The organism is Methylomonas defluvii, assembly GCF_033949435.1.
Classification (GTDB): Bacteria; Pseudomonadota; Gammaproteobacteria; order Methylococcales; family Methylomonadaceae; genus Methylomonas; species Methylomonas defluvii.
The window spans coordinates 45,141-70,011 of sequence record NZ_JAXARY010000006.1 but is presented as its reverse complement, the minus strand read 5'-3'; the positions used below and the strand labels follow the sequence as shown (position 1 = coordinate 70,011).

General features: G+C 54.6%; 22 protein-coding genes. 10 read left to right on the top strand and 12 right to left on the bottom strand.

Features of this window, described 5'->3' with window-relative positions; all coding sequences use genetic code 11:
- Nucleotides 1–41: 41 nt before the first annotated feature.
- Genes ilvC through QLH52_RS08160 form a run of 3 tightly spaced genes read right to left on the bottom strand, consistent with a single transcriptional unit; the run spans nucleotide 42 to nucleotide 3,319 of the window.
- Nucleotides 42–1,058 (bottom strand): ketol-acid reductoisomerase, encoded by a 1,017-nt coding sequence (ilvC, locus tag QLH52_RS08170; RefSeq protein ID WP_033158860.1) that lies wholly within the window; start codon nucleotides 1,056–1,058, stop codon nucleotides 42–44.
- 32 nt (nucleotides 1,059–1,090) lie between these two features.
- Nucleotides 1,091–1,582 (bottom strand): acetolactate synthase small subunit, encoded by a 492-nt coding sequence (gene ilvN / locus QLH52_RS08165; RefSeq protein ID WP_101051816.1) that lies wholly within the window; start codon nucleotides 1,580–1,582, stop codon nucleotides 1,091–1,093.
- Nucleotides 1,583–3,319 carry an acetolactate synthase 3 large subunit gene (locus tag QLH52_RS08160; RefSeq protein WP_319961197.1) on the bottom strand — a complete coding sequence of 579 codons (1,737 nt, stop codon included), beginning with the start codon at nucleotides 3,317–3,319 and terminating at the stop codon, nucleotides 1,583–1,585. It abuts the gene before it with no gap.
- A gap of 266 nt (nucleotides 3,320–3,585) precedes the next feature.
- Between QLH52_RS08160 and QLH52_RS08155 the strand changes: the two genes are divergently transcribed.
- The 8 genes from QLH52_RS08155 (at nucleotide 3,586) to QLH52_RS08120 (ending at nucleotide 14,674) form a co-directional block, all read left to right on the top strand.
- Nucleotides 3,586–5,013 (top strand): DUF3375 domain-containing protein, encoded by a 1,428-nt coding sequence (locus QLH52_RS08155; protein WP_319961194.1) that lies wholly within the window; start codon nucleotides 3,586–3,588, stop codon nucleotides 5,011–5,013.
- Nucleotides 5,014–5,748: 735 nt separating this feature from the next.
- Complete coding sequence (locus QLH52_RS08150; protein WP_319961193.1) at nucleotides 5,749–6,864, top strand: N-acetylmuramidase family protein; 1,116 nt, start codon at nucleotides 5,749–5,751, stop codon at nucleotides 6,862–6,864.
- A gap of 2 nt (nucleotides 6,865–6,866) precedes the next feature.
- Nucleotides 6,867–7,463: an SH3 domain-containing protein gene (locus QLH52_RS08145; RefSeq protein WP_171696299.1), complete on the top strand. Its 597-nt coding sequence runs from the start codon at nucleotides 6,867–6,869 to the stop codon at nucleotides 7,461–7,463.
- Between the two features lie 274 nt (nucleotides 7,464–7,737).
- Entirely contained in the window at nucleotides 7,738–8,370 is a 633-nt protein-coding gene (locus QLH52_RS08140) for a DUF4194 domain-containing protein (protein ID WP_033158865.1), read from the top strand.
- A gap of 229 nt (nucleotides 8,371–8,599) precedes the next feature.
- Nucleotides 8,600–11,977: an ATP-binding protein gene (locus tag QLH52_RS08135; RefSeq protein ID WP_319961192.1), complete on the top strand. Its 3,378-nt coding sequence runs from the start codon at nucleotides 8,600–8,602 to the stop codon at nucleotides 11,975–11,977.
- Nucleotides 11,974–13,182, top strand: coding sequence for a Wadjet anti-phage system protein JetD domain-containing protein (locus QLH52_RS08130; protein WP_319961191.1), 1,209 nt, complete (start codon nucleotides 11,974–11,976; stop codon nucleotides 13,180–13,182). The genes QLH52_RS08135 and QLH52_RS08130 overlap by 4 nt, the downstream gene beginning before the upstream one ends.
- A 2-nt stretch (nucleotides 13,183–13,184) precedes the next feature.
- Nucleotides 13,185–13,985: a 4'-phosphopantetheinyl transferase family protein gene (locus QLH52_RS08125; RefSeq protein WP_319961190.1), complete on the top strand. Its 801-nt coding sequence runs from the start codon at nucleotides 13,185–13,187 to the stop codon at nucleotides 13,983–13,985.
- Nucleotides 13,986–14,257: 272 nt separating this feature from the next.
- Nucleotides 14,258–14,674, top strand: coding sequence for a hypothetical protein (locus QLH52_RS08120; protein WP_225893035.1), 417 nt, complete (start codon nucleotides 14,258–14,260; stop codon nucleotides 14,672–14,674).
- An 87-nt stretch (nucleotides 14,675–14,761) separates the two neighbouring features.
- Here QLH52_RS08120 and QLH52_RS08115 read toward each other — a convergent pair whose 3' ends face one another.
- Together QLH52_RS08115 and QLH52_RS08110 are read right to left on the bottom strand one after the other, a co-directional pair.
- The gene (locus QLH52_RS08115; protein WP_033158867.1) at nucleotides 14,762–15,445 is read right to left on the bottom strand and encodes a response regulator; all 684 of its coding nucleotides are present in this window, start codon (nucleotides 15,443–15,445) and stop codon (nucleotides 14,762–14,764) included.
- Nucleotides 15,442–16,794, bottom strand: coding sequence for a sensor histidine kinase (locus tag QLH52_RS08110; RefSeq protein ID WP_033158868.1), 1,353 nt, complete (start codon nucleotides 16,792–16,794; stop codon nucleotides 15,442–15,444). Before QLH52_RS08110 ends, QLH52_RS08115 begins: the two co-directional genes overlap by 4 nt.
- A 193-nt stretch (nucleotides 16,795–16,987) precedes the next feature.
- Here QLH52_RS08110 and QLH52_RS08105 point away from each other — a divergent pair, with 193 nt between their 5' ends.
- Together QLH52_RS08105 and QLH52_RS08100 are read left to right on the top strand one after the other, a co-directional pair.
- Entirely contained in the window at nucleotides 16,988–17,119 is a 132-nt protein-coding gene (locus QLH52_RS08105) for a hypothetical protein (protein ID WP_256438966.1), read from the top strand.
- Nucleotides 17,116–17,628 carry a DUF2380 domain-containing protein gene (locus tag QLH52_RS08100; RefSeq protein ID WP_033158869.1) on the top strand — a complete coding sequence of 171 codons (513 nt, stop codon included), beginning with the start codon at nucleotides 17,116–17,118 and terminating at the stop codon, nucleotides 17,626–17,628. The genes QLH52_RS08105 and QLH52_RS08100 overlap by 4 nt, the downstream gene beginning before the upstream one ends.
- A gap of 70 nt (nucleotides 17,629–17,698) precedes the next feature.
- Here QLH52_RS08100 and rpsI read toward each other — a convergent pair whose 3' ends face one another.
- The 7 genes from rpsI to fmt form a co-directional block, all read right to left on the bottom strand.
- The gene (gene rpsI / locus QLH52_RS08095; protein WP_033158870.1) at nucleotides 17,699–18,088 is read right to left on the bottom strand and encodes a 30S ribosomal protein S9; all 390 of its coding nucleotides are present in this window, start codon (nucleotides 18,086–18,088) and stop codon (nucleotides 17,699–17,701) included.
- A 15-nt stretch (nucleotides 18,089–18,103) separates the two neighbouring features.
- Nucleotides 18,104–18,532, bottom strand: coding sequence for a 50S ribosomal protein L13 (gene rplM, locus QLH52_RS08090; protein ID WP_020482941.1), 429 nt, complete (start codon nucleotides 18,530–18,532; stop codon nucleotides 18,104–18,106).
- A gap of 73 nt (nucleotides 18,533–18,605) precedes the next feature.
- Nucleotides 18,606–19,967: a sigma-54-dependent transcriptional regulator gene (locus QLH52_RS08085; protein ID WP_033158871.1), complete on the bottom strand. Its 1,362-nt coding sequence runs from the start codon at nucleotides 19,965–19,967 to the stop codon at nucleotides 18,606–18,608.
- Nucleotides 19,964–22,120, bottom strand: a complete 2,157-nt coding sequence (locus QLH52_RS08080; protein WP_033158872.1) for a sensor histidine kinase — start codon at nucleotides 22,118–22,120, stop codon at nucleotides 19,964–19,966. Before QLH52_RS08080 ends, QLH52_RS08085 begins: the two co-directional genes overlap by 4 nt.
- Entirely contained in the window at nucleotides 22,102–22,668 is a 567-nt protein-coding gene (locus QLH52_RS08075) for a DUF4390 domain-containing protein (protein WP_240617952.1), read from the bottom strand. Before QLH52_RS08075 ends, QLH52_RS08080 begins: the two co-directional genes overlap by 19 nt.
- Nucleotides 22,643–23,938 (bottom strand): 16S rRNA (cytosine(967)-C(5))-methyltransferase RsmB, encoded by a 1,296-nt coding sequence (gene rsmB / locus QLH52_RS08070; protein ID WP_101051811.1) that lies wholly within the window; start codon nucleotides 23,936–23,938, stop codon nucleotides 22,643–22,645. The genes QLH52_RS08075 and rsmB overlap by 26 nt, the downstream gene beginning before the upstream one ends.
- Nucleotides 23,935–24,861, bottom strand: coding sequence for a methionyl-tRNA formyltransferase (gene fmt / locus QLH52_RS08065; protein ID WP_101051810.1), 927 nt, complete (start codon nucleotides 24,859–24,861; stop codon nucleotides 23,935–23,937). The genes rsmB and fmt overlap by 4 nt, the downstream gene beginning before the upstream one ends.
- Nucleotides 24,862–24,871: the final 10 nt, after the last annotated feature.

The following is a 24,871-nucleotide window of genomic DNA, read 5'->3' as shown; positions in this document are numbered from 1 at the left end:
AAGCCCATCGTGTAGATGGGCTTTAATCCTAGCCGATAAGCTTAGTTTTTGCTTTTATCGACGATTTGGTTAGCTTTGATCCAAGGCATCATGGCCCGCAGTTTAGCACCGACGGTTTCGATAGGATGCTCGGCATTCAGGCGGCGTCTGGCGGTCATTTCAGGGTAGCCGGTTTGGCCTTCCAGGATAAATTGCTTGGCGTATTTACCTTGCTGAATGTCTTCCAGGGCTTGTTTCATGGCCCAACGGCTTTCTTCGTTGATTACTTTTGGGCCGGTGACGTATTCGCCGTATTCCGCGTTGTTAGAGATCGAGTAGTTCATGTTGGCGATACCGCCTTCGTACATCAAATCTACGATCAATTTCAATTCGTGCAGGCACTCGAAGTAAGCCATTTCAGGAGGATAGCCCGCTTCGGTCAGGGTTTCGAAACCGGCTTTCACCAGTTCCACCGCACCGCCGCACAATACCGCTTGTTCGCCGAACAAATCGGTTTCGGTTTCGTCGCGGAACGTGGTTTCGATGATGCCGGAGCGGCCGCCGCCGATCGCAGAAGCGTATGACAAGCAGATGGCTTTGGCCATGCCGGACGCATCTTGATGAATCGCAATCAAATCAGGAATGCCGCCGCCTTTAACAAACTCGGAACGCACGGTGTGACCAGGTGCTTTAGGCGCAATCATGATTACGTCCAGGTCTTTGCGGGGTACGACTTGGTTGTACAGAATCGCAAAACCGTGAGCGAAAGCCAGGGCTGCGCCTTGTTTGATATTGGGTTCGATTTCTTCTTTGTACAGTTTGGATTGAAACTCGTCAGGAGTCAGAATCATCACCACGTCGGCGCCGGCGATGGCTTCCGGTACGTCTTTGACAGTCAAGCCGCTGGCTTGAGCTTTGGCGACGGACGCTGAATTGGCACGCAAGCCGACAACGACGTCAACACCTGAGTCTTTCAGATTGTTGGCGTGCGCGTGGCCTTGTGAGCCGTAGCCGATGATCGCTACTTTTTTGCTTCTGATAACAGAAAGGTCGGCGTCTTTATCGTAATAAACTTGCATAGGTTTTCTCGTTGCTGGGTAAATAATAAATGTTACAGGTGTAAGCCTTTCTCGCCGCGGGAGATGCCGGTTGGACCGGAGCGCACTACTTCAATGATGCTGCCTTCTTCAAAGCCGTGGATAAAGGCGTCCAGTTTGCTGGATTGGCCGGTCATTTCCACCACGTAGCTGTTGGCGGTGACATCGATAATCTTGCCGCGGAAGATGTCGACCATGCGTTTCACTTCTTCGCGGGTATCGTGGCTGGTTTTGATTTTTACCAGCATCAGCTCGCGTTCGATATGCGCGGATTCCGCCAAATCGATCAATTTCACCACGTCGATCAACTTGTTCAGTTGCTTGGTGATTTGCTCGATAATCTCGTCACTGCCGCTGGTAACCAAGGTCATCCGCGACAGGCTGGAATCCTCGGTGGGGGCCACGGTCAAGGATTCGATGTTGTAGCCACGCGCGGAAAATAAGCCCGCGACGCGCGACAAAGCACCGGATTCGTTTTCAATCAGAATTGAAATGATGTGTCTCATTTATGACAACTCCCTGTCTACCGGGGTGCCGGGTGCGACGCGCAATTTCATGTCGTGATGGCCTTTGCCTGCTTCTATCATGGGGTAAACGTTTTCCGTGCGATCCGTGATGAAATCCAGGAATACGGTTCTATCCTTCAATGCGAAGGCTTCTTCCAGAGCACCGCGCACGTCTTCAGGTTTCTCGATCAACATACCGACGTGGCCGTAGGCCTCCGCCAATTTAACGAAGTCGGGGATGGTATCCATGTAGGACTGCGAATACCGGCTTTGATAAGAGAACTCCTGCCATTGCCTCACCATGCCCATGTAGCGGTTGTTCAGGTTGATGATTTTCACCGGCGCGTTGTATTGCAGGGCAGTGGATAGCTCTTGGATACACATCTGGATGCTGGCTTCGCCGGTGATACAGGCGACATTGGCTTCCGGAAACGCCAGTTTCACGCCAATTGCAGCCGGCAAACCAAAGCCCATCGTGCCCAGGCCGCCGGAGTTGATCCAGCGCCGAGGTTTGTCGAAGTGGTAGTACTGCGCGGCATACATTTGATGTTGGCCCACGTCGGAGGTGACGAATGCTTCCCCGCCAGTCACTTGATACAACTGCTCTACGACATATTGTGGCTTGATGACACTACTGGTGCGGTCATAGTCCAGGCAATGTACGTCTCGCCAACTGCCTATCAATTGCCACCAGGATTCCAGCGCTGACTTCGACGGCTTGGTTTTGCTGTCTTTGATCAGCTCTATCATTTGTTCCAGCACCGGTTTGACTTCGCCGACAATCGGCACGTCGACTTTAACGGTTTTGGAAATCGAGGCCGGATCGACGTCGATATGGATAATCTTGGCGTACGGGCAAAACTCAGCCAGTTTGCCGGTGACTCGGTCGTCGAAGCGCGCGCCGACCGCCAGAATGACGTCACTCTCATGCATCGCCATATTGGCTTCGTAAGTACCGTGCATACCCAGCATGCCGACGAACTGTTTGTCGGTAGCTGGATAACCGCCCAAACCCATCAGGGTATTGGTAATCGGATACCCCAGTAATTGGGTCAATTCAGTTAGTTCTTTATGGGCTTCACCGAGAATTACCCCGCCGCCGGAGTAAATCATCGGCCGCTGTGCGGTCAGCAACATGTCTACCGCGCGTTTGATCTGGCCCTTGTGACCGCTTACCACCGGGTTATAAGAACGCATGCTGATCTTTTTCGGGTACTTATAATGCACCTTGATGTTTGGATCGGTGATGTCTTTCGGCACGTCGACCAATACCGGGCCGGGGCGGCCGGTGGTTGCCACGTAAAAGGCCTTCTTCATGGTTTCGGCCAAATCGTTGACATCCTTGACCAGGAAGTTGTGCTTAACGCAGGGCCGAGTAATGCCCACCGTATCGACTTCCTGGAACGCATCGCTGCCTATTACCGGCGACGGCACTTGGCCCGAGATGATCACCATCGGGATCGAATCCATATACGCGGTGGCAATGCCGGTGACGGCATTTGTCGCGCCTGGGCCCGAGGTGACCAGCACCACGCCCGGTTTGCCGGTGGCGCGCGCATAAGCGTCAGCTGCATGGGCCGCCGCTTGTTCGTGGCGGACCAGGATATGTTTCACTTCGTCTTGATGGAAAATGGCATCATAGATGTGCAAGACAGAGCCACCCGGATAGCCAAATACAAATTCGACACCTTCATCTTTAAGACATTGGACAAGAATATGTCCGCCACTGAGTTCCAATTTTACGTCCTCAAAAAACTAATCGATCGGGGGAAATGCAGATTTTACAAAAAAGGTTGGATAAGCTACTGTTTTTGACCCTTTTCGTCAAGGAAAACCAAGGATTTCACTTGGGTTTTCTTGCCTACAGATAGGTTTTTCCGTTGGAAATTTGGTCAAATTTACAATTGGCGGAGCGGGACAGCGGCATTGTTTAACAGTTTACGCCACGCCAACGAGTGGCGAGCACATAAAGGATATTCAAGCTGGATTACCGTACTCTCGATTTGCTCAAACAAAATCATCCGGCGTGGCGGCTACTTAATTCGCCGCATGCGCCACTGGTTGCCGGCTTTTTGAACCGGGTGTTTGTCATCCCAAACCAGCGCTTGATTGCCCAGGCCGATCTTGCCGAGGCCTTGGAAGACGAATTATTCGGCTTGCGGGAACAATTCGGTAACGACATCTTTCCAAAGTCGGCGCTGGACTACCTCAGTGATTGGGCCGGCAACGACAAGGGCTGGCTGCGCAAATTTTATCGCCAAGGCTCGGATGAACCCTATTTCGACCTGACTCCGCCCACCGAAAGAGCCATCGCCTGGCTGGGTAGCTTGACCGAACGCAGCTTCGTCGGCACCGAATCGCGCTTATTAACCTTGTTCGAACTGCTCAAGCAAATCAGCGCAGGCAGCGAAACCGATCCAGAGACCCGTATCGCCGATCTGCGTAAGCGCCGCGCCGACATTGACGCCGAAATCGCCAGAGCCGAAGCCGGCGAACTGACCTTGCTGGACGACACCGCATTGAAAGACCGCTTTCTGCAATTCACCGCGCTGGCCCGCGAACTGCTCGGCGACTTTCGCGAAGTCGAGCATAACTTTCGCGGCCTGGACCGGCGGGTGCGCGAGCGCATCGCCTTGTGGGAAGGCGGCAAGGGCGAATTGCTGCAAGACATCATGGGCGAACGCGATGCCATTGCCGATTCTGACCAGGGCCGTAGCTTCCGCGCCTTCTGGGATTTCCTGATGTCCAGCCGCCGCCAGGAAGAATTATCGGCCTTGCTGGAAAAAGTGCTGGCCTTGCAGCCGGTGGCAGAACTGCGCCCCGAAGCCCGCTTGCGCCGGGTGCATTACGACTGGCTGGAAGCCGGCGAACACACCCAGCGCACCGTCGCCGAACTCAGCCGGCAACTGCGCCGCTTCCTCGACGACCAGGCCTGGCTGGAAAACCGCCGCATCATGGAAATCCTGCACGGCATCGAAGCCAAGGCTTTGGCTCTGCGCGACAATCAACCGTCCGGCGAAGTGATGAACATCGCCGAAGCCGCCGCCAACATCGAACTGCCGATGGAACGGCCGCTGCACACCCCGGCCGTCAAACCGCGCATCGATAGCATCGTCCCGGAAACCGGCGACGACGACATCGACGCCGCCGCGCTATTCTCGCAAATCGTCATCGACAAGGCGCAACTGGCCCGCCACATCCGCCACGCCCTGCAAGACAAACCGCAAATCACCCTGGCCGAACTCTGCCGTAGTCACCCCTTGCAACACGGTGTGGCGGAACTGGTCGCCTATCTGCAACTGGGCGGGGACAGCTTCAACACCACCGTCGACGAAACCGCCGAAGACGTCATCGTTTGGCAAACGACGGACGGTGAAGGGCGGGAAGTGAGCAAGCAGGCGCGCTTGCCGAGGGTGATTTTTGTCAGGTGACGCGAGCGGCACAGGATGTTCTTATCGAATACGGGGGGGGGCGGAAATCTTTCCAAAATTTAGGCCTATGCTAGGATAGCTGTTGCATATATGCTGGCAATTTTGCATGGCAATTAGAGTGGTTGTAGACACAAATGTCCTGGTTGCCGGCTTGAGCGGCGGTAAAGGGCCAAATTGAGAAGTTCTTCGCCGCAGCCTCCAAGGCGGTTTGCAGTCATCTAGTCCGCGTCGAAGTCTCCGCAGGCATGCTGAAACGAGTCGGCGAACTCTGTACGATGATCTGGCGGAAGCGGAACTCTGTCACTAGCTGGAAAACCATCCCGGTAGGTTCGATGTCAGTGTTTCCGCCGACACCTTCCTCTATTTTGGCCAACTCGAATCCTTGCTTACCGCTCCCGCGATGAAACCGGCAGGAGTTTGGCGTTTAACTTGGAGCAGGCTGTCGATGCTGCTCCGGCTTGCTTCGTGCGGTTTGACGTGCATGGGCGTTATGCTCACGGCAAGGACTATGTTGTGCACGCGCTAGCTTGGCCGGCTTGAATAGTAACAGCCGCGGTGACGATCCTTCCGCAAAGAAGCCGGCGCATCGACACCTGGATTGCGGGTTTTGGCGGTGAAACCCTGATTAAGGGCAGTGGTAGCGTGTAAATTTAAATTTAGTTGGAACGGGGGCATCAAGGCGGGCAATCTAAATACAAGATCGATAGTTCACCCATTAACTCGCAAGGAGAAATAATGAAGCGAAGAAGTACGAAAGAAAACCTTTTGAAGGCATCTGTGGGAGAAGGTGCAGCCAACGATCCCAAGGACGTCCTAATCGTCGAATATCTATTCAATATCTGCAACAGCGTCATTCGCCGGCCGTTTCCGGAAGCCGGGCGTTGTTCCACTGATTTGATCATGGAAATTCGGCGCTTTCAGCGCAACGAACTTAGATATCCTCATGCCGACGGGCGCGTCGATCCGGCGGGTAGAACTCTCCACGCCTTGGTCGAAAAAGCGCGGACGCTACGGCCTAAACGTACCGATCTGAACAAATCGTCGCGCCCCTATCTGGCCGGAGGTTCTTGGTGCGGTCCCAGTGGTGAGGTCGCCGGATTATTGGAATTCTTGGAATTTAAAAGGCCGCCTGCCAGCCAGCAAACGCAAGAGCCTGGTACAGCGCACCGCGCGGTTGTTGATAGCTATTTGTCCTTGCGGGAGCGCGCTGCGGCCGGCAAGCTTCACCGTCTCAAAGCGGCCGTCAATAGTGGCGGTTCATTTTCCAAGTTGACCGATGCGGATTTTCAGGCCGCGTTGGCGGCTCTGGGTAACGGCATTACCCTGGCCATGGTCAAGGCCTTTGCCGAAGTGGAGTCGGGCGGGAAAAGCGGATTCGGCCCCGCCGGCCTACCGGTCATTGCCTTCGAAGGGCATTGGTTTAGGAAATTGACGAATAAGAAATACGACCAAACGCATCCCATGTTGTCTTACAAATATGTTAAGAAAGCGGGGCCGGAGTGGCAAGCCAATAATAAGGATCAGGAAACGGCCTGGAAAACCCTCAACGACGCCATCTTCTTGGATTCCGACGCCGCGTTGCAGGCTTGTTCGTGGGGTATGTTTCAAGTAATGGGCTTCAACTACAAGGATTGCGGCTTTAGCAAAGTCGATGACTTTGTCGCATCCATGAAAGCGGGCGAACGCGGTCAACTCGATGCTTTCGTTGGCTGGTGCAATGCCAAACCTGCTCGCTTACAAGCCCTCAAAGACAAGAAATTCGCGACCATTGCGACCTTATACAACGGAGAGGATTATGGAAATTATGATGTTTTGCTTGAACAAGCCTACAAGCGCCACGGGGGAAGCTGATCATGTTTAATCGTTTTGGTTTCATCATGGCAATATTGATGGCGACCGAAGTCGGAGCCGTCGAAACCAACCAATTTCACTCGGGTGTTTATGAGCAACTCCGCTTGGCGGTGGCGCCGGACGGCCAAATTACCGGTTACTATCGTGAAGAGCAAGGGGAAGGCGTGAGCAAAACCTGCAGCTTTTACCTGCGTGGACAATCAAATGGAGATTCGGCCTCGCTGACGACATGGAATGTCGATCACTTTCCCGGCGAACTCCGCATCCAGGCCGCCGGAGTCAATTTGAAGGTGGAGCACGGTAACGAACATCCAGGATGCGGAATGCTGTTGCCACCGGCCATCGAACAAGGCCTGAATTACGATAAGGTTACGGAAACTCAATGGACTGAGTTGAGGGTCATATCGAGTCCCAAGACTTACTTCCATTCCGAACCTAAGGCTGATGCCAAGCTCAAGTCTTATTTGGTGAAAGGGGATGTAGTTGGCGTGGTGGGTGCCGAGGGAGACTGGCTGCAGGTTGAATACCCAGGGACAAAGAAAATGATCCGCGGCTGGATCAGTAACAGCGATTTAGCCGTATTTAAGTCAGGTCAATAGTCGTAGGCAAGATTCCCCTCTACGAGGCGGGTTTTGCTACCCAGCCATAAACATTTAAATTATGGTCAAAGCAGCCATCCCCGTTTATAGCCGGTTGAAAAACCCGTCTGAAGATTCATGGGGCTTTGTTTGTTAAGCGCGTAAAATTCCGTTTTTCCAGTCCAGTTGGTCATGGATAGTGGCATCGAATCACAAAGCAGATTATCTCTGTTGGTTTTAGTTTTGCCCTAAAATACGCGCAATTCAACGCCTGCTCAATCAATACGAGATAAACATGACGGAAACCGACCTAGAGATGGCGCCGCAATACGACCTGTCGGCCTTGGTCATTCCGTTATTGAAAGGCGTGATCTACCAGGAAAGCGACGGCGGTTTGTGGAACGCCTTGCTGAATCTGCAGGCCAGGGTGCGGGATTACGTGGCGGTGTTGGGTTTGGAGTTGGTGTTGGATGAGGCCGAGGGTTATGCGTTTTTGCGTTCGCGGCAGGCGGATGCCGAAGACGACGAAGCGGCCGCCAAGTTGCCGCGTTTGATCGCGCGCCGGCCGTTGTCGTTTCCAGTCAGCTTACTGTTGGCCTTGCTGCGCAAGCGTTTGGCCGAGTTCGACCGCGGTGGCGGCGAGACTCGGTTGGTCTTGTCGCGCGAGGACATCGTCGAGTTGATCCGGGTGTTTTTGCCGCCACGCAGCAACGAGGCGCGGCTGATCGATCAGATCGAAACTCATATCAACAAGGTGGTCGAACTGGGTTTCTTGCGCAAACTCAAGGCGGCTTCCGGGCAGTCGGCCAATTATGAAGTCAGGCGGATATTGAAAGCTTTCGTCGATGCTCAATGGCTGTCGGAATTCGACGCCCGGCTGGCGGAGTATCAAACGCAGTTAGTTAGCGGCGGGGAAGGCGGAGAGTGATTGTTCGTAGATTGATCCCCGCCGCTCTTTCTCGCCGGGATAATCCCGTTAGGTATATCGTGGTTTATCCCCCTCTTTTTCAAAGAGGGGCTAGGGGAGATTTTCTAAATAAATCCCCCTCGATCCCCCTTTTGCAAAGGGGGAGGCTCCTTAACCTAAGCGGCATTCGCGCAGGGAGGGAGTACGTCCATTCCGTTTTACAGCGTCTTGACCAAAATTCCGCCGCGCCATGACCATCAATAACGACCTGCAATTCTCCCTGGACTTCGTCGACGACGACGCCTTGTCCGGCTTTCGTTTGCAACGCCTGGAAGTCTATAACTGGGGAACCTTCGACGGCCGGGTTTGGGTCTTGCATTTGAATGGCCGCAACGCGCTGTTGACCGGCGACATCGGTTCCGGCAAATCGACGCTGGTCGATGCGGTGACCACTTTATTGGTGCCGGCTCACCGTATCGCCTACAACAAAGCCGCCGGCGCGGATGCCAAGGAGCGCAGCCTGCGTTCCTATGTGTTGGGCCATTACAAATCCGAGCGCAACGAGGTCAGCGGCAGCGCCAAACCGGTGGCCTTGCGCGGCGACAATAGTTATTCGGTGATATTGGGCGTATTCCACAACGCCGGCTACGACCAGACCGTGACTTTGGCGCAAGTGTTCTGGATCGCCGACCGCCAGGGTCAACCGGCGCGGCTGTATGCCGGTTGCGAACGCGACTTGAGCATCGCCGCCGACTTCGCCGATTTCGGCAGCGACATAGGCCAATTGCGTAAAAAGTTGCGCGGCCTGGGCGCCGAGTTGCACGACAGCTTTCCGCCTTACGGTGCCTGGTTTCGCCGCCGCTTCGGCATCGACAACGAACAGGCGCTGGAACTGTTCCATCAAACCGTATCGATGAAATCGGTCGGCAATCTGACCGACTTCGTGCGTAGCCACATGCTGGAACCCTCAGAAGTCGCGCCGCGCATCACCGCGCTAATCAATCATTTCGACGACCTGAACCGCGCCCACGACGCGGTTCTGAAGGCCAAACGCCAAGTTGGCTTGTTGACGCCCTTGGTCGGCGACTACGACAAACACACGCAATTGACCGAACAAACCGAGGAACTGCGCGCCTGCCGCGAGGCGCTGCGGCCTTATTTCGCCGGTCTAAAGCTCGGCTTGCTGGAAAAACGTTTGGCCGGTTTGGCCGACGAGTTGAGCAAACAAGGCGCGCAAGTGGAACGCTTGAGCGAACGCAAGCAGCAACAGCAAAGCGAGGAACGCGAACTGCGCCGCAACATCGCCGACAATGGCGGCGACCGCATCGAGCGCATCGCCGAAGACATTCTGCGCCTGCAAGGCGAACTGAGCCGCCGCCGCGACAAGGCCAAACGTCACGAACAACTGGTGCGGACCTTGGACTTGCCGGCCCCGGAAGACGCCGACGCCTTTCTGGCCCAGCAACAGCAATTTGCCGCTTTGCAGGACAGCGCGGCGGCGCGCGAGGCGAATTTGCAGAATCTAGCCAGCGAAACCGGCGTCGCCTTCGCGCAAGGGATGAAGGAACATCAAGCTTTGCAAGCCGAAATCGACAGCCTGAAGGCGCGCCGCAGCAATATCGACGATATTCAAATCCAACTGCGGCGGATGCTGTGTTCGGCGCTGGGCTTGGCTGAAGACGAGATGCCTTTCGCCGGCGAACTGATACAGGTGCGCGACGAGGAAAAGGACTGGGAAGGCGCGGCGGAACGGTTATTACGCAGTTTCGGCTTGTCGCTGCTGGTGCCGGAGCAATATTATGCCGCAGTCGCCGAATGGGTGGACCAGACTCATCTAAAGGGCCGGCTGGTGTATTTTCGGGTGCGCCCAGGCCAACGCGCCGAACTGCCGAATCTGCATCGCGATTCCTTGGTTCACAAGCTGGCGGTCAAGCCGGATTCGGCATTTTACGACTGGCTGGAGCGGGAAATCGCCCACCGTTTCGACGTGGCCTGTTGCGCGACGCCCGAACAGTTCCGCCGCGAACAAAAAGCCATCACCCGCGCCGGCCAAATCAAGGCGCCCGGCGAGCGCCACGAGAAAGATGACCGCCACCGCCTCGACGACCGCAGCCGTTATGTGCTGGGTTGGTCGAACTCCGCCAAGATCGCCGTGCTGGAACATAAAGCCAAGGTTCTGGAAAACCAGTTGGCCGAGCTGGCCGCCCAATTGGCGCAACTGGACAAGGCAGCAACGGCCGTCAAAGAACAATTGAAAACCTTGTCCAAACTGGACGAATACCGCGACTTCCGCGAACTTGACTGGCGGCCGCTGGCCGGTGAAATCGCCAGACTGGAAGACGAAAAGATGCAGTTGGAGTCGGCGTCGGATCTGCTTAAGCAACTCACCGAGAGTTTGAATACCTTGGTCGAGACCTTGCAGGATACCGAGCGGCAGCTGGAGGAGCACAAGGATAGACGTTCGAAAACTGAACAGAAAAAAACCGACGCAGAATTACTGCTGCAACAAACCCAAACCCTGCTCGACAAAGCCGGTGATGCTCATGCCGAGCGTTACCCCAAACTGGAGGCGATGCGGCCGGAAGCCTTGGGCGAATATCATTTGTCGGTGGAATCCTGCGACAACCGCGAACAAGACATGCGAGGCTGGCTGCAGACCCGCATCGAAAACGAGACCAAAAAGCTCAATTATCTGCGCGACAAGATCATCGACGCGATGCGCGGCTATTGCGCGGCCTTCCCGTTGGAAACCCAGGAAGTCGACGTCGGCATCGCCGCTGCCCACGAATATCAAACCATGCTGGAAGGTTTACAAAGCGACGACTTGCCGCGCTTCGAGGCTCGCTTCAAGGAATTGCTCAACGAAAACACCATCCGCGAGGTCGCTAACTTCCAGTCGCAACTGGCCCGCGAGCGGGAAACCATCAAGGAGCGCATCGCCCTGATCAACGAGTCCTTGACTCAGATCGACTACAACACCAACCGCTTCATCGTGCTGGAAGCGCAACCGACGCCGGACGCCGACGTGCGCGACTTTCAAAGCGAGTTACGCGCCTGCACCGAGGGCGCGCTGACCGGTTCCGACGACGAGCAATATTCGGAAAACAAGTTTCTGGAAGTCAAAAAAATCATCGAGCGTTTTCGCGGCCGCGAGGGCCAGGCCGAGCAAGACCGGCGCTGGACAGCCAAGGTTACCGACGTACGCAATTGGTTCAATTTCGGCGCCAGCGAGCGCTGGCGGGAAGACGGCAGCGAACACGAGCATTATTCCGACTCCGGCGGTAAATCCGGCGGCCAGAAGGAAAAACTGGCCTACACGATACTGGCCGCCAGTCTGGCTTATCAGTTTGGTTTGGAATGGGGCGCGGTGCGTTCGCGTTCCTTCCGCTTCGTGGTGATCGACGAGGCCTTCGGCCGCGGCTCCGACGAATCGGCGCAATACGGCTTACGGCTGTTCGAAAAGCTCAATCTGCAATTGCTGATCGTCACGCCGCTGCAGAAAATTCACATCATCGAGCCCTACGTCGCGGCGGTCGGCTTCGTGCATAACGAGGAAGGACGTGCGTCCAAGCTGCGCAATTTGAGCATCGAAGAGTATCGTGCCGAACGCGCGGCACGCGGCGGATGAGCAAGCCGGCCTGGACCTCGCCGGCCGAGTTGCGCGGCGAACTGGACAAACGCTGGCAGCGCGGGCAAATCCTGACGGAAAGCTTGGCGCCCAGCGGATTGTTTCCGCTGCGGATTCCGTTAAAACCACCCAGCCCGGCGCAACTGGCCGCCGATTTCACCGCCGTACAGGTTTGGGTGGAGCCTTGGTTGGCCGTTGACGCCAAGCATTTTGCCGTCGAATGGCGCGACATCAATCATCGGCTGTCGGGGCGCAACCGTTTGCCGGCGGCGGTGGTTTTCGACAAGCCGGACGACGCGGCGGCGTATTTGAAAAAAGCCAAGGAATTGGCGGTTTTCGGGCAATTGGCGGCATCGCTGGTTGACGATTTCGCCGCCCTGCGGCCTTGGTTATTGAAATATCCGTTACGTGTCTTGGAGCACGCCGACGAATGGCAAAAATTGTTGAGCGTGGCTGGCTGGGTCGTAAAACATCCTCGGCCAGGCATTTATCTACGCCAAACCAGCCTGCCCCGTATCGACAGCAAATTCATCGAAAGCCGCAAGAAGTTGCTTGGCGAATGGCTGGATTTGCTGTTGCCGGCCGCGGCGATCGATTCTACGCAAACCGGCGTCGCCGGCTTCGAGTTGCGCTACGGCTTTTTGGCGAAGCCGGCGACGATTCGTTTCCGCTTACTGGATAGCCGGCTGCGGATTGCCGGCTTGAGCGATCTGACGGTGACCGCCGGGGAATTCGCGACTTTGAATTTGCAGGTCAAGCGGGTATTCGTCACCGAAAACGACATCAACGGCCTGGCGTTTCCGCCGTTTGCCGATAGCATGGTGATCTTCGGCAGAGGCTACGGGTTCGATGCCTTGGCGCAAGCCGAATGGTTGAAGGATAAGGAAATTCACTATTGGGGTGACATCGACACCCACGGCTTCGCTATCCTCAGCCAGTTTCGCCAGCATTTTCCGCAAGCCCAATCCTTGCTGATGGACGAGGCCACTTTAATCGCGCATCGCTCGCAATGGGTCGAAGAAGCTAGCCCGATTAACGCCGAATTGGCTTATTTGACAGTGGACGAGGCGGCGCTATACGACGTGTTGCGGGATCATCGTTATGGCCGTGGGCTGCGCCTGGAACAGGAGTATGTCAGCTTTGCGCTTCTGTCGGAACGGCTGGCGGCGCTGGATTTGCTAACGGCTGGCGGCGAGGGCGCGTAGCGGTGAGTGCGTATTTCGTGGATGTTTGGCAAGGCAGATTGAGCGTATCTGCCGACACATTAGCGCGATTGGCGTCGCGATTATCGGACGACGAAATGTTGAAGGCGCAAGCGATCAAGCTTCCAACCTTACGTGATCGCTACGTTGCCGCGCGCGGCATGTTGAGAGAAACGCTGGCCGGCTATTTGGCGGTCGATCCGGCGACGTTAAAATTCGTGTCCGGCCCCTACGGCAAGCCGGGTTTGATTGATGAGCCTTTACAATTCAATATCTCGCATACTGCTGATTTATTGTTAATAGCCATCGCTAATTTTGCTGACATTGGAATTGATGTGGAGACGGTTAAGCTGCGGCGCAATTTTGAAAATTTGGCGCAGCGTTGCTTTTCCGTGCGGGAGTATCAAGATTGGTGCGAACTGCCGGTGGAGTGGCAGGCGGACGCATTTTATCGGTTATGGACCAAGAAAGAGGCCTTTGTCAAAGCAGTCGGTCGCGGAATTGCTTTGGGCTTGGAGCAATGCGAGTTTGCAGTGGAGGCGGGTGGGCAGTTGCGAACTATTCCCGACGAGTATGGTTCGGCCAGTGCGTGGCTGGTTCACGAATTGAGTGTTGCTGCTGTTAATTCGGCCCTTAGCGTTTCGTGTTCCGGCGGTGGCTTGAGTTTGGCTCCTGAATTAGAGTCCGGATTTGGCGGTGATGACGGCTCTGGAGTATTGCAGAACCGAGTCGGCAACAACTGCGCGGCATTGGTTACGCCGGCCCGGTGCTATGCTTTGCGGCGGTTGTTGCTGCAAGCCGATTGAGGCTTACTGAAGCCTCGCAATCGGCTTGCAGCGATCGAAAACCCTTTGTGGTTTGTCCCGTCTATGTGGTTGCATTTGCCGGCTATGTGGGTTTTGTAACAAATATCTCTTCCTGTTATTAACGCGCCCCTCTGAATAATTGCCTTTGTTGAGCCACACAGGGCGCCGGATTGCTCACTAAAAGCGGTTTGCCGGCTTTGTTGCTGTCAATTAGTAACTTGGAACGGGATTTGCTGAGTAGACTAAAAAACGGACTATTTAGTGAGGTTGATATGACTATACACATTGCATCCATGATGCCGGACCGTGCGCTTGACGAGAGTGTCATCGCCAAAGCTATTACGAAAATTGCCGTTGATTTGGCAAGATTTCGTGATGAGCCGATACAAAAACGGACGCCGATCCTGGACTTGATATTTCTATTACCCAGCCGCCAGGAGAGGGCTGATTTCGAGGGTTTGCGTTTGCATTCGTTCGATAAAACCTCGCAGACTTTGCGGATAGAATGTGCCGTACCGGAAAAAATGGTGGCATCCACTCACGCTGAGCGTTTTGTGGTCGCGGTGATAATGGACACCATTGATGCCGCTGCAGAATTTTTCACCGAGCAGCGCATATTGTTTAATGCAGCCGGGCATTTGGCATTGGCGGAGGCGCTGGTGGTGCGTGAACACTATGCGATCAATTAATCGATAACTGAGTTTATCGAAGGGCGCGCCCGTCTGGGCTTCGGCGAGCTCAGCGCGAACGGAATACCCGTGATAAATAGCGCCGGGTTAATAGTGGCCTGCTTGAGCTGGATCGGTCAAGTCCAGTAAGCTAACCACATTCAGTTTGATCGCTAACCGCGTCAACTCGATGTCGCTGTTCACTCCCAGTTTGTTTTTGATCAGGTAATGGCAGTTGCCGACGGTTTTCCGGCTGATGTTAAGCGTATTGGCAATCTCGTCTTGCGTGTTGGCTTCGACCAGTAGGCGCAGAATTTCGAATTCTCTGGCGGTTAAACTATTCAGTGCTATCGAATCATTGCCGAGTTTTTCCAACGCCAACGCTTGGGCGATGTCGGTGCTGAGAATGTGTTTGCCAAGATAGACGTGCCGGATCGCCTGCAACAGCAAATCCGGTGTGCTGCTTTTGGTGACATAACCCAAAGCGCCGGCACGGCAGGCTTGGCGGGCAAAGCTGGGGTTTTGATGCATACTGAAAACCAGTATCCTGGCTTTGTGGTCGCGTTGTTTGAGGCGGCCTATCAATTCCAGGCCGCTTGAGCCGGGCATGGTTAAATCGGTTACGACCACGTCGGGTTGGCATTCCTTGTATAGGCAATAGGCGTCTACGCCGTTCGCGGCTTCGGCAATGACCTTTAAGTCTGTTTGTTTGCTGAGCAGCGAGCGGTAGCCCTCCCGGACTATTGCGTGATCGTCTACCAGCAAAATACTGATAGTGGTTTGCTCAGTCATTGGGCGCTCTCCGACTGCGCTGTTGGCAAGCGGGCTTCGATTATCAGACCATGCGGCTTGGCTATGCTTAAATTGAATTTGCCGTTTAAGGCAAGGATGCGTTCGCGCATGCCCAGCAAGCCTATGCCGTCGCCTGGCACAAACGGCAAAGTGCTGGCGTTGCCGTTGTCTTGTATGGTGATCGATGTCTCGGTGCCGTTGATTGTTAGTGTAATATCGGCTCGGCTGGCAGAGGCATGTTTGGCGATATTGCTGACGGCCTCTTGGGTGATGCGAAACAGACTGATTGCCAGCGATTCCGTCAACGTTCTGCAATCGCCGATGATGCGCAGGCTAAAGTGCGTCTTGCCCAGACGGTTCCAGCTTGCCACCAGGGTGCACAGGCTGGCGTCCAAGCCTAATTCTTCCAGCTCCGCCGGGCGTAAGCGAGTCAATAAGTTCCGCACACTTTGTTGCATGGCTTGGGTAAAGCGGGATATTTGCTCGGCCTCTGTGACTAGCTCAGGACAATTTTGCTGCGCCGTTTGAGCGATGACCGTCGTGACGGCGTGGATTGCAGTCAAGCATTGGCCTAATTCGTCGTGAAGTTCGCGTGCCAGGCAGTGGCGTTCCTCTTCCTGCAAGTTCATCAACATCACAGCCAGTTTTTGCCGTTCCGCTAAGAGTTGTTGCTGATTGTCGGCGAGTTGGTTGATTGCCGTGGCGGTGTGCCGCCATTCCACTAAGTCGAACGCGGGTAGTCGGAACGCCAAATCGCCTGTACTGAGCCGGTTTAATCCCGCCACAATAGTCTGAGCGGGAAGTAAGGCCCGGCTGATGGCCAAGTAAACCAGCAAGCAAACCGCTGTGATCGTTACCGCCGACAACGCCAGTAAATCTCGGACGTCGTCCCAAGCGCGGGTTATTGACAACTCTGCGCTAACCGAAACAGTTAATACGCCGTAAGCCTGGCCGTTGTAAGTTATCGGCCGCTGCCAGTCGAAGTTCGGTCCAAAAATTCGTCGATATAGTTCGGAAAAATACTCAGGATAGTGATGGGTGGACAAGTCGATGCCTTTGCAGTAGTTCCGCATCGTTTCGCCGTCATTAGCCAGATAGCTGGCACAAATGCCCGGTTCGCTAGCGGTCTGTTTCCATAAGTCAAAATCCGGGAAGGGGTTGGCCGGGTTTTCGCCCGCGCTGGCTTTGAATAACTGTAACTCCAGTTGTTTGCCCAGCGCGGCTAAGGTGTTTTGTGCTTGCGCTGCCGATTGTTGAGCGCTGCGATGCAGCACATAAGTCAGCGTCGCGAGTAAACACAGTAAGGCTACCCCCGCAATGCGGGTTAACAAATACAGTTTTAGATTCATGATCGATTCGTGGCGCGCTGATAGTCGGTGGATGTTGCTGAAAAGGCATTTTAGGTAGTTGAGTGGGTGCTGAATAGCTTGATAGCGAGATGCGGGCAATTTGCCCGAGTTTGCCGGGTGAATGTCGGCTTACGGGCGGCAGTTGCTTACTTAAGCTGAGATCCTCTAAATCGGCTTAATTGGGAGGCTCAACATGCTTAAAACAGTGACTGTCAGAAATATTATGGCTATACCGCGCGAAGCGGTATGGTCTGCGATGGCCGGTATTGGGGGTTTGGAGCGATGGTTTCCGGTGAGTCGTTATCTGGGTTCGGAGGTATTATGAATATTGTCAGCTTGATTAAATGCGTGTCGTTGGTTGTGGGTATGTCAGCCGCAGAGGTCAACGCCGCGCCGCGGATAGCGGTTTTGGATTTTGAATTGAACGACATAACGTCGCTGCCGAACACGTCGACGGAAATTAGCCGCACTTCCAGTATGGCGCCTTTGTTGATGGCAGCCTTAAGCCGGTCGGGTGCTTATCAAATCGTAGCTGTCGATGCGGAAAGTCAGAAAACCGCCAACAGCGGCTTTGGCTACTTGTTTCGCTTTCACGATTTGGCAGCAGACTTGGGGCAGCAGCGGGGTGCGGATTGGGTGCTGGTTGGTCAACATAGCAAACCGAGCTTTTTGTTCTCGTATCTGTGGGTATATTTGATCGACGTTAATAAGCGAGCGGCGGTAGCGCGTTATGACATCGAGTTGAAGGGTAGTCATCAGAAAGTCACTCAGCACGCTATCGATACCTTGGCTGGAAAGATCAGAGCTACGCTTGCTGGGCACAGGGTCAATTAGTTTTACGGTTGCAATAGGTATAAAAAAAGCCGCTGAGTAGCGGCTTTTCTTTGTTCCCAATAAGAAACGTTTAACGTTTTGAGTATTGAGGACGTTTTCTGGCTTTGTGCAAGCCGACTTTTTTACGTTCAACTTCACGAGCATCGCGAGTTACGTAACCGGCTTTTCTCAATGGTGGTCTCAAGGCTTCGTCGAAAACCATCAATGCACGGGTCAGACCGTGGCGAATGGCGCCAGCTTGGCCTGAAGGGCCGCCGCCGGTAACGACGATGTTGATGTCGAAATCACCGGTTTTACCCAACAACTCCAAAGGTTGTCTGGCAATCATTTCGTCGGTTTTGCGGCCGAAATATTGTTCAACAGGGAGTTTGTTGATGGTGAATTTTCCTGAACCGACTGTGGCGTAGACGCGAGCGATTGCGCTTTTGCGACGACCTGTTCCGTAGTATTGAGCTGCCATAAACTATCTACCTGCTTAGAATTCTAAAACTTTAGGTTGCTGAGATTGATGATTATGCTCAGAACCTGCGTAAACTTTCAATTTTTTGAACATGGCGCGGCCCAATGGATTTTTGGGCAGCATGCCTTGTACGGCGGTGGTGATGATCCGGTCCGGGAAAGTTTGTCTTAACTTGCCCAAAGAAGCTGACTTCATGTTGCCGACATAACCGGTATGGCGGTAATACATTTTGTCTTTTTCTTTGTTGCCGGTCACGCCGATTTTTTCGGCGTTGATGACGATAATGTAATCGCCGGTGTCAACGTGTGGTGTGAATTCGGGTTTGTGTTTTCCGCGAAGACGTCGTGCAATTTCAGTAGCAAGGCGACCTAATGTCTTTCCTTCTGCATCAATCACGTACCAATCGCGCTTAACTTCTGCGGGCTTTGCACTAAATGTTTTCATCTTTGCTTTTTAGTCTGTTGAGGCTATAAAAACCGTGAATTGTACTTAATAGGGGCGTTAACTTCAAGTCCAATTAAAGCTTAATTTTCAGGGAGTGCAATTTTCGGTATAAGTGCGTGCGCTCCATGCCGATAGCCGATGCCAGTTTGGCGACGCTGCCGCCGGTTTTTTCGAAATGATATTCCAGGTAGGATTTTTCGAAATGGTCGCGGGCTTCCTTCAGCGGCAAATTAAAAAACTCCGGTACATTCAAGCCTAGTTTGGGTTGTTCGGCGATCGAACCCAGCGCGGTTTTGACTTCGTCAAGCTCAATGTCGTCGCCGGCACCGAGTATCATCAGCCGCTGTACCAGATTACGCAGTTCGCGTACATTACCCGGCCAGCTGTAATTACGCAAATAATTTTGCGCGGCCATCGAGAAACGCCGGAACGGCAGCTTTTCCTGGGTGACGAAATGATCGACATAAAAATTCAACAGGCTGGGTACGTCTTCACTGTGTTCGCGTAGCGGCGGAATCTCCAGTGTCACGACGTTCAGCAAATAGTAAAGATCCTGACGGAAGCGGCCGCTGTTGACTTCTTCTTCCAAAGACATGCGGGTGGAAGCGACGACTCGTACGTCAACACGCACCGCTTGGCTGCCGCCAACCCGCAGGAACGAGCTGGATTCCAGCGCACTGAGCAAGCGAGTTTGAGTTTCCGGGTCCATGCCGCCGATTTCACCCAGAAATAGCGTGCCGCGATGAGCTTGTTCCAACAGGCCGCGATATACTCGGCCGTTGTCTTCGCGGCCGAAAAACTCCACCGCCGAGTTTTCCGGGGAGATACTGCCGACCGACACATCAACAAACGAGCCGTCGCGCCGCGAACTATTGTTGTGCAAATAGCGGGCGAACATTTCCTTACCGACCCCGGCTTCGCCGACGAATAACACTCTGGCGTCGTGCTGAGCCAGGCGCTTTAACTTATCCTTGGTACGTTCCACCACCGCGCTTTTGCCGACCGGGTCCACGCCTATCATCAGCTGTTGTTTCAAGCCGGCGTTTTCGCGCTGCAAAGAGCTGGTCTCCAGTGCGCGTTCGACGATCAGCAGCAACTTAGCCAGCGATAATGGCTTTTCCAAAAAGTCGTAGGCGCCAAGCCGAGTCGCTTCCACGGCTGATTCCACTGAGGCATGTCCGGACATCATAACCACCGGACATAGTGCGTCATCTTCGCTGACCCATTCCCGCAGCAGCGTGATGCCGTCGCTGTCCGGCATCCAGATGTCGAGCAGGATCAGATTGGGCGGGCGCTGATTTTTCAGGGCTTTAGCTTCCGTGGCGTTTTCCGCCATGGCGACATCGTAACCTTCATCCTCAAGAATTTCCGACACCAACTGACGAATGTCCTGCTCGTCATCGACCACCAAAATATACGGTGCTTGCTTATTCATTTAAAGTTCCCAAATTCAAAAACCGGCAGCTGGAGTAAAAACCCCGCGCCGCCATTATAAGACGTATCCACCCAAATCACCCCGCCATGTTCTTCCACGATCTTTTTGACAATAGCCAGGCCCAGGCCGGTACCTTTGGCCTTGCTGGTTACGTAGGGGTCGAAAATGGTTTCAAGCTGTTCCGCGTTCAAGCCGTTGCCGTTGTCGTAGATGCCCAATTCGACATAGTCGGTGTTGTTCCGGCTGACTTTGGCGATTTTGATCTCGATGCGGCAGGGCGCCGTGGTGGCCTCTTGGGCGTTTTTGATCAGGTTGTGCAGTACTTGGCGCAGGCTGACCGGGTCCGCTTCGACCAGCACCCGGTCGCTTGCAAACTTGGTGCTGAAAACAATGCCGGAGGGCAGGTATAAAGCCACGACTTCCTGAATCAGATCAACCAGATTGATTTTTTCCACTTGTTTCTTGGACGGGCGGGCGTATTCGGAAAAATCGTCCACCATCCGCTTCATGGCTTCCACCTGTTGGACGATGGTGCGGGTGCCGCGTTGCAGAAATTCGGCGGAACCGTCCTGTAATTCCTTGGAGAGCTTGTGCTGTAAACGCTCGGCGGACAGTTGGATCGGCGTCAACGGATTTTTGATTTCATGCGCCAGACGCCGCGCCACTTCGCCCCAGGCTGCGTTTTTCTGTGCCTGAATCAGGTCGGTGACATCGTCGAACACTACCACCGCGCCGGTGCGGGCGCCGTGCTGCGAGAACAGTGGCGTACCTCGGCACAACAGTTCCTGACGGCCGTTGGGGCCGAGAAACACGATGCGTTGCTCCCAAATATCGTCGGCTTTTTCCAGCAGGCTTTGGATCGCATTCAGTACATCGGCCAGTTCGCTGTGCAGGGTCGCCAAAGTCGGTAAAGTCTCGCCGACGAAATGACTGACCGGGATATGTAAAATCCGGTAGGCGGCCTGGTTGGCGGTACGGATGTAAAAGGCGGCGTCAAAACTGATGACCCCGGCCGTGAGATTGGCCAGGATGGTTTCCAGATACGCGCGTTGGTTTTCCACTTCCAGACCGGCAACACGGGTTTCGTCGCGGGAGCGGGCGATGCGCCGGGTCATTTGATTGAAGGATTCCACCAAAAAGCCCAGATCATCCTGATTCATCACCGGTAGTTGTTGCTGATAATCGCCGTCGGCGACCGCTTGCGTGCCTTTTACCAGCTCTTTAACCGGCGCGACGATGTTGCGGATGCTGATAAAAGCCACCCAAATCGCAGCCAACAGGCTGAGCAGCAACACCAGCAGCAGGATTAGCGAGAAGCTGGTTTTCAGTGAGTCGCGCAGGAAATTCATTTCCTGGTAACGGATGAAGGCAAATTCAATCGAGTCGGCCAAGTCGGTTACCCGCACCGGAATCGGAAACAAGGCTTGCAAAAATCGGCTTTGATCCGCTTCGATAGCCACGATGATACGTACCAGCATTTCATCATTATCGCCGGGATCGAAAGCAAAATATTCCTTATTCTGCCGCAGCTGTAGCCAGATTTGTTCATCGGGAAGGTGCGGCAAAATATCGCTGGGGTTGACGCTGCTGGAGGCCAATACCCGGCCTTGGTTGGAAAATACCGCAATCTCCAATGCCCCGGAATCCGCCCACAGCGAGCCCACTTCCATCGCGATCAGGGCCTCCGATTTGTCGCGGAGTTGATCGGCCATTTGCTTGGTTTGCTTGATATGCCAGTTCATGCGTTGATTCAGCGAGGACTGGCTCAACTCCAGTGCATCGTCCATCGCCCGGTCTACTTCCACGTTAAACCAGCTGTCTATGCCTTGATGCAGAAATTGCACTGAGAAATAAAACACGATGGCCGCCGGCGCCAAAGCCAGCAACACGAACAAGGACACCATGCGCGTGGTCAGCCGAGAGCCGGCCTCCTTTTTCTTTAATTCCCGCACCAGCGAATAGGTGTTGAACGCCACCAAGCCCAGCAAAATCACCGATCCCAGCGTGTTGATGACCAACAGCCAGGAATACATTTCGCCGAGTTCCGATGATTCTTGGGTGGCGCTGCTCATCAATTGCAGCGACAGCAATACGAAGCCGAACAGCAGGATAATCGTGGCGCTGGCCGGTAATTTTATTTTTGAATGGGCCATGTGTGCCAGGCGCTAGAAAGAAACCACTGGTTGTCCAGATAGGCGACCGGACGCAGCGGTATTGGCAACTGCTCGCGGTTGAATTGAGTTTTTACCGCCAGCAGGTAAGGCGTGCCGGCTGTCACTTGTTCGGCGGGAATTGGCATGCTGTCATGCACGGCCGCCATGAAATTCATGGCCGCGCTCAAGGTTAAAAACATTTCGCTGCGGTCGAACGGGGTTTGCACCACATATTGATTCAGCAAGGCATGGAATTGCAGGCTGTAAGTCAGTTTGTGTTTATGGATTATCGTATCCCACAGCACCCCGGGTTGGCGCAGTTCTATCGCGACGTCCCAGGTTAACCGCACACCTTTGTGCAGCGCTTCTTTGGCAGTCGGACTGAGCTGGTAATCGATATGAGCCTGCACGTCATAACCGTCATCGACACGATCCAAATCGGCATATTCGATGCGCGCGGCATATTCTCCGGCTTCAGCCATGCCTGGCGCAATGTGCAGGCAGAGCATCAATGCCGCGTAACTAAGGGGCTTTGTAAAGCTTGGCATAATAAAAGCCGTCCATTTGCCGGTCACCGGTGATGATTTGCCGGCCGTGCGGACGGGACATGCCCCAGTGCGCCTCGATATGAATTTCGCTGGCATTGCTATGCCGAGCCAGGAAAGCGGCGATTTGCTCTTCGTTTTCCTGTTTTAGGACCGAACAGGTGGCATACAGCAAGATGCCGCCGGGCTTCAGTAATTGCCAGGCGTTATCAAGAATCTTGGTTTGCAGCGCTTGCAGGGCGGCAATATCGTCGGCGCGGCGCAGTAATTTGATGTCCGGATGCCGGCGGATCACGCCGAAGCCGGAGCAGGGCGCGTCCAGCAGTATCCGGTCGAATTGGCGGTCGCCAGCCCATGATCCGGATTGACTGGCATCGGCGGCTAAGGTTTCGGCTTGTAAGTTTAAGCGCTGTAAATTATCGGTCACGCGCTGCAGGCGTTGTTGATCGACATCGACCGCCAACAGGCCGCCCAAAGCGGGTTGGTGCTCCAGAATCGCCGCCGTCTTGCCGCCCGGCGCGGCGCATAGATCCAGCACCTGTTGGCCGGGTTGCGCATCAAGCAGTTCTGCGGCCAGTTGGGCGGCAGAATCCTGTACTGAAACTCGGCCTTGACTAAAGGCGGGCAATTGCTCGACGGCCAAGGCTTGGTCTAGTCTTATCGCCGTCTCGCAGCAGTCTACCGGTTGGGCGGCGATGCCTTGCGCGGCAAGTTCGTCCAGATAAGCGGCTCGGTTGCCTTGCAACAGGTTGACACGCAAAGCCATCGGCGGTGCCTGGTCGTTGGCGTGGAGGATTTTTTCGTAATGTTCCGGCCAGTCGTGCTTCAGCACATCCACTATCCAGTTCGGATGGTTGTAGTGGGCTTGGGTGTCCGCGGCGCAGGCTTGCTGCAAGGTTTCGGCCTCGCGTAAATATTGTCGGAGTATTGCGTTAACCAAAGACTTGGCCCAAGGTTTATGGCTGGTGGCGGCGACCGTTTCCGACACGGCGGCGTGCGATTTAACCCGCATGTGTTGCAGTTGATACAGGCCGATTAGCAGCAATGCTTTAATGTCGCCGTCTTTTTGTTTGAGCGGCTTGCTGAGCAAGCGGCCCAGCATAAAATCTAGTGCGTAGTAATGGCGGATGACGCCGTAGCACAAGGCTTGGACGAAAGCTCGGTCTTTGACATCCTTGATTTTGGGCAGGCCGTGTTCCAGCGCGGCGGTCAGTGATTGGCCGTCGTTGAGAACGTGGGCGAGTATCTGTGCCGAGCAGCCGCGCAGATTCATAGGCCAAGCATAACGCGGTCAGAGGGGTGGGCATTCATAAAGTCTTTGCCGGATATGCGTTTGCCACCGGGGAGTTGCACTTCCAGCAGGCGCAGCACACCGTCGCCGGTGGCGACATCCAGTGCATGTTCCGCGCAACTGATGGTGCCGGGTGCTTGTTCTGCGGGTCGATCAAGCACCTGGCTGCGCCAGACCCGCAATACTTGGCCTTGATACAGGGTTTGCGCCACCGGCCAGGCATTCAGGCCGCGGACTTTACGATCCAGTTCTACAGCAGAGTTTTGCCAATCCAAGTTGGATTCCTGTTTTTCCAATTTGTGGGCGTAAGTAACCAGCGCTTCGTCTTGCGGTTCGGCTTGCAACGAGTCATTGGCTATCTGGTCGACCACTTTAACCAGCCCTTCGGCGCCCATTTGCGCCAATTGATCGTGCAGGCTGCTGGATGTGGCGTCGGCGCTGATCGGGCATTCGGCTTTGTATAGCATGTCGCCGGCATCGAGTTTTTTTACGACTTTCATGATGGTGATGCCGGTTTTAGCGTCGCCCGCCATGACGGCTCGGTGAATCGGTGCCGCGCCGCGCCAGCGCGGCAGCAGCGAACCGTGCACATTGATACAGCCTTGTTGAGGTATGTCCAAAACCGCTTGCGGCAGAATCAAGCCGTAAGCGACGACGACCATTAAATCGGCATCCAGTGCCGCTAATTGGGCGATAGATTCTGGGCTTTTGAAGTTTTCCGGCTGATACACCGGAATGTTGGCGGCTACGGCCAGGGCTTTGACCGGGCTGGCGGTCAGCTTGCGGCCGCGTCCGGCGGGGCGGTCGGGCTGAGTATAAACCGCGCAGACTTGATGCGGCGAATCCAGCAAGGCTTGTAGGGTAGGAACCGCAAAATCCGGCGTACCGGCGAACACGATTTTCATGAAATGTCCT

Excerpts from the sequence above, each read along its gene's own strand:
- ilvC (WP_033158860.1), bottom strand. The coding sequence starts at position 1,058 with ATGCAAGTTTATTACGATAAAGACGCCGACCTTTCTGTTATCAGAAGC.
- ilvN (WP_101051816.1), bottom strand. The coding sequence starts at position 1,582 with ATGAGACACATCATTTCAATTCTGATTGAAAACGAATCCGGTGCTTTG.
- QLH52_RS08150 (WP_319961193.1), top strand. The coding sequence starts at position 5,749 with ATGAAGCGAAGAAGTACGAAAGAAAACCTTTTGAAGGCATCTGTGGGA.
- QLH52_RS08145 (WP_171696299.1), top strand. The coding sequence starts at position 6,867 with ATGTTTAATCGTTTTGGTTTCATCATGGCAATATTGATGGCGACCGAA.
- QLH52_RS08140 (WP_033158865.1), top strand. The coding sequence starts at position 7,738 with ATGACGGAAACCGACCTAGAGATGGCGCCGCAATACGACCTGTCGGCC.
- QLH52_RS08135 (WP_319961192.1), top strand. The coding sequence starts at position 8,600 with ATGACCATCAATAACGACCTGCAATTCTCCCTGGACTTCGTCGACGAC.
- QLH52_RS08130 (WP_319961191.1), top strand. The coding sequence starts at position 11,974 with ATGAGCAAGCCGGCCTGGACCTCGCCGGCCGAGTTGCGCGGCGAACTG.
- QLH52_RS08120 (WP_225893035.1), top strand. The coding sequence starts at position 14,258 with ATGACTATACACATTGCATCCATGATGCCGGACCGTGCGCTTGACGAG.
- QLH52_RS08115 (WP_033158867.1), bottom strand. The coding sequence starts at position 15,445 with ATGACTGAGCAAACCACTATCAGTATTTTGCTGGTAGACGATCACGCA.
- QLH52_RS08110 (WP_033158868.1), bottom strand. The coding sequence starts at position 16,794 with ATGAATCTAAAACTGTATTTGTTAACCCGCATTGCGGGGGTAGCCTTA.
- QLH52_RS08105 (WP_256438966.1), top strand. The coding sequence starts at position 16,988 with ATGCTTAAAACAGTGACTGTCAGAAATATTATGGCTATACCGCGCGAA.
- QLH52_RS08100 (WP_033158869.1), top strand. The coding sequence starts at position 17,116 with ATGAATATTGTCAGCTTGATTAAATGCGTGTCGTTGGTTGTGGGTATG.
- rpsI (WP_033158870.1), bottom strand. The coding sequence starts at position 18,088 with ATGGCAGCTCAATACTACGGAACAGGTCGTCGCAAAAGCGCAATCGCT.
- rplM (WP_020482941.1), bottom strand. The coding sequence starts at position 18,532 with ATGAAAACATTTAGTGCAAAGCCCGCAGAAGTTAAGCGCGATTGGTAC.
- QLH52_RS08085 (WP_033158871.1), bottom strand. The coding sequence starts at position 19,967 with ATGAATAAGCAAGCACCGTATATTTTGGTGGTCGATGACGAGCAGGAC.
- QLH52_RS08080 (WP_033158872.1), bottom strand. The coding sequence starts at position 22,120 with ATGGCCCATTCAAAAATAAAATTACCGGCCAGCGCCACGATTATCCTG.
- QLH52_RS08075 (WP_240617952.1), bottom strand. The coding sequence starts at position 22,668 with ATGCCAAGCTTTACAAAGCCCCTTAGTTACGCGGCATTGATGCTCTGC.
- rsmB (WP_101051811.1), bottom strand. The coding sequence starts at position 23,938 with ATGAATCTGCGCGGCTGCTCGGCACAGATACTCGCCCACGTTCTCAAC.
- fmt (WP_101051810.1), bottom strand. The coding sequence starts at position 24,861 with ATGAAAATCGTGTTCGCCGGTACGCCGGATTTTGCGGTTCCTACCCTA.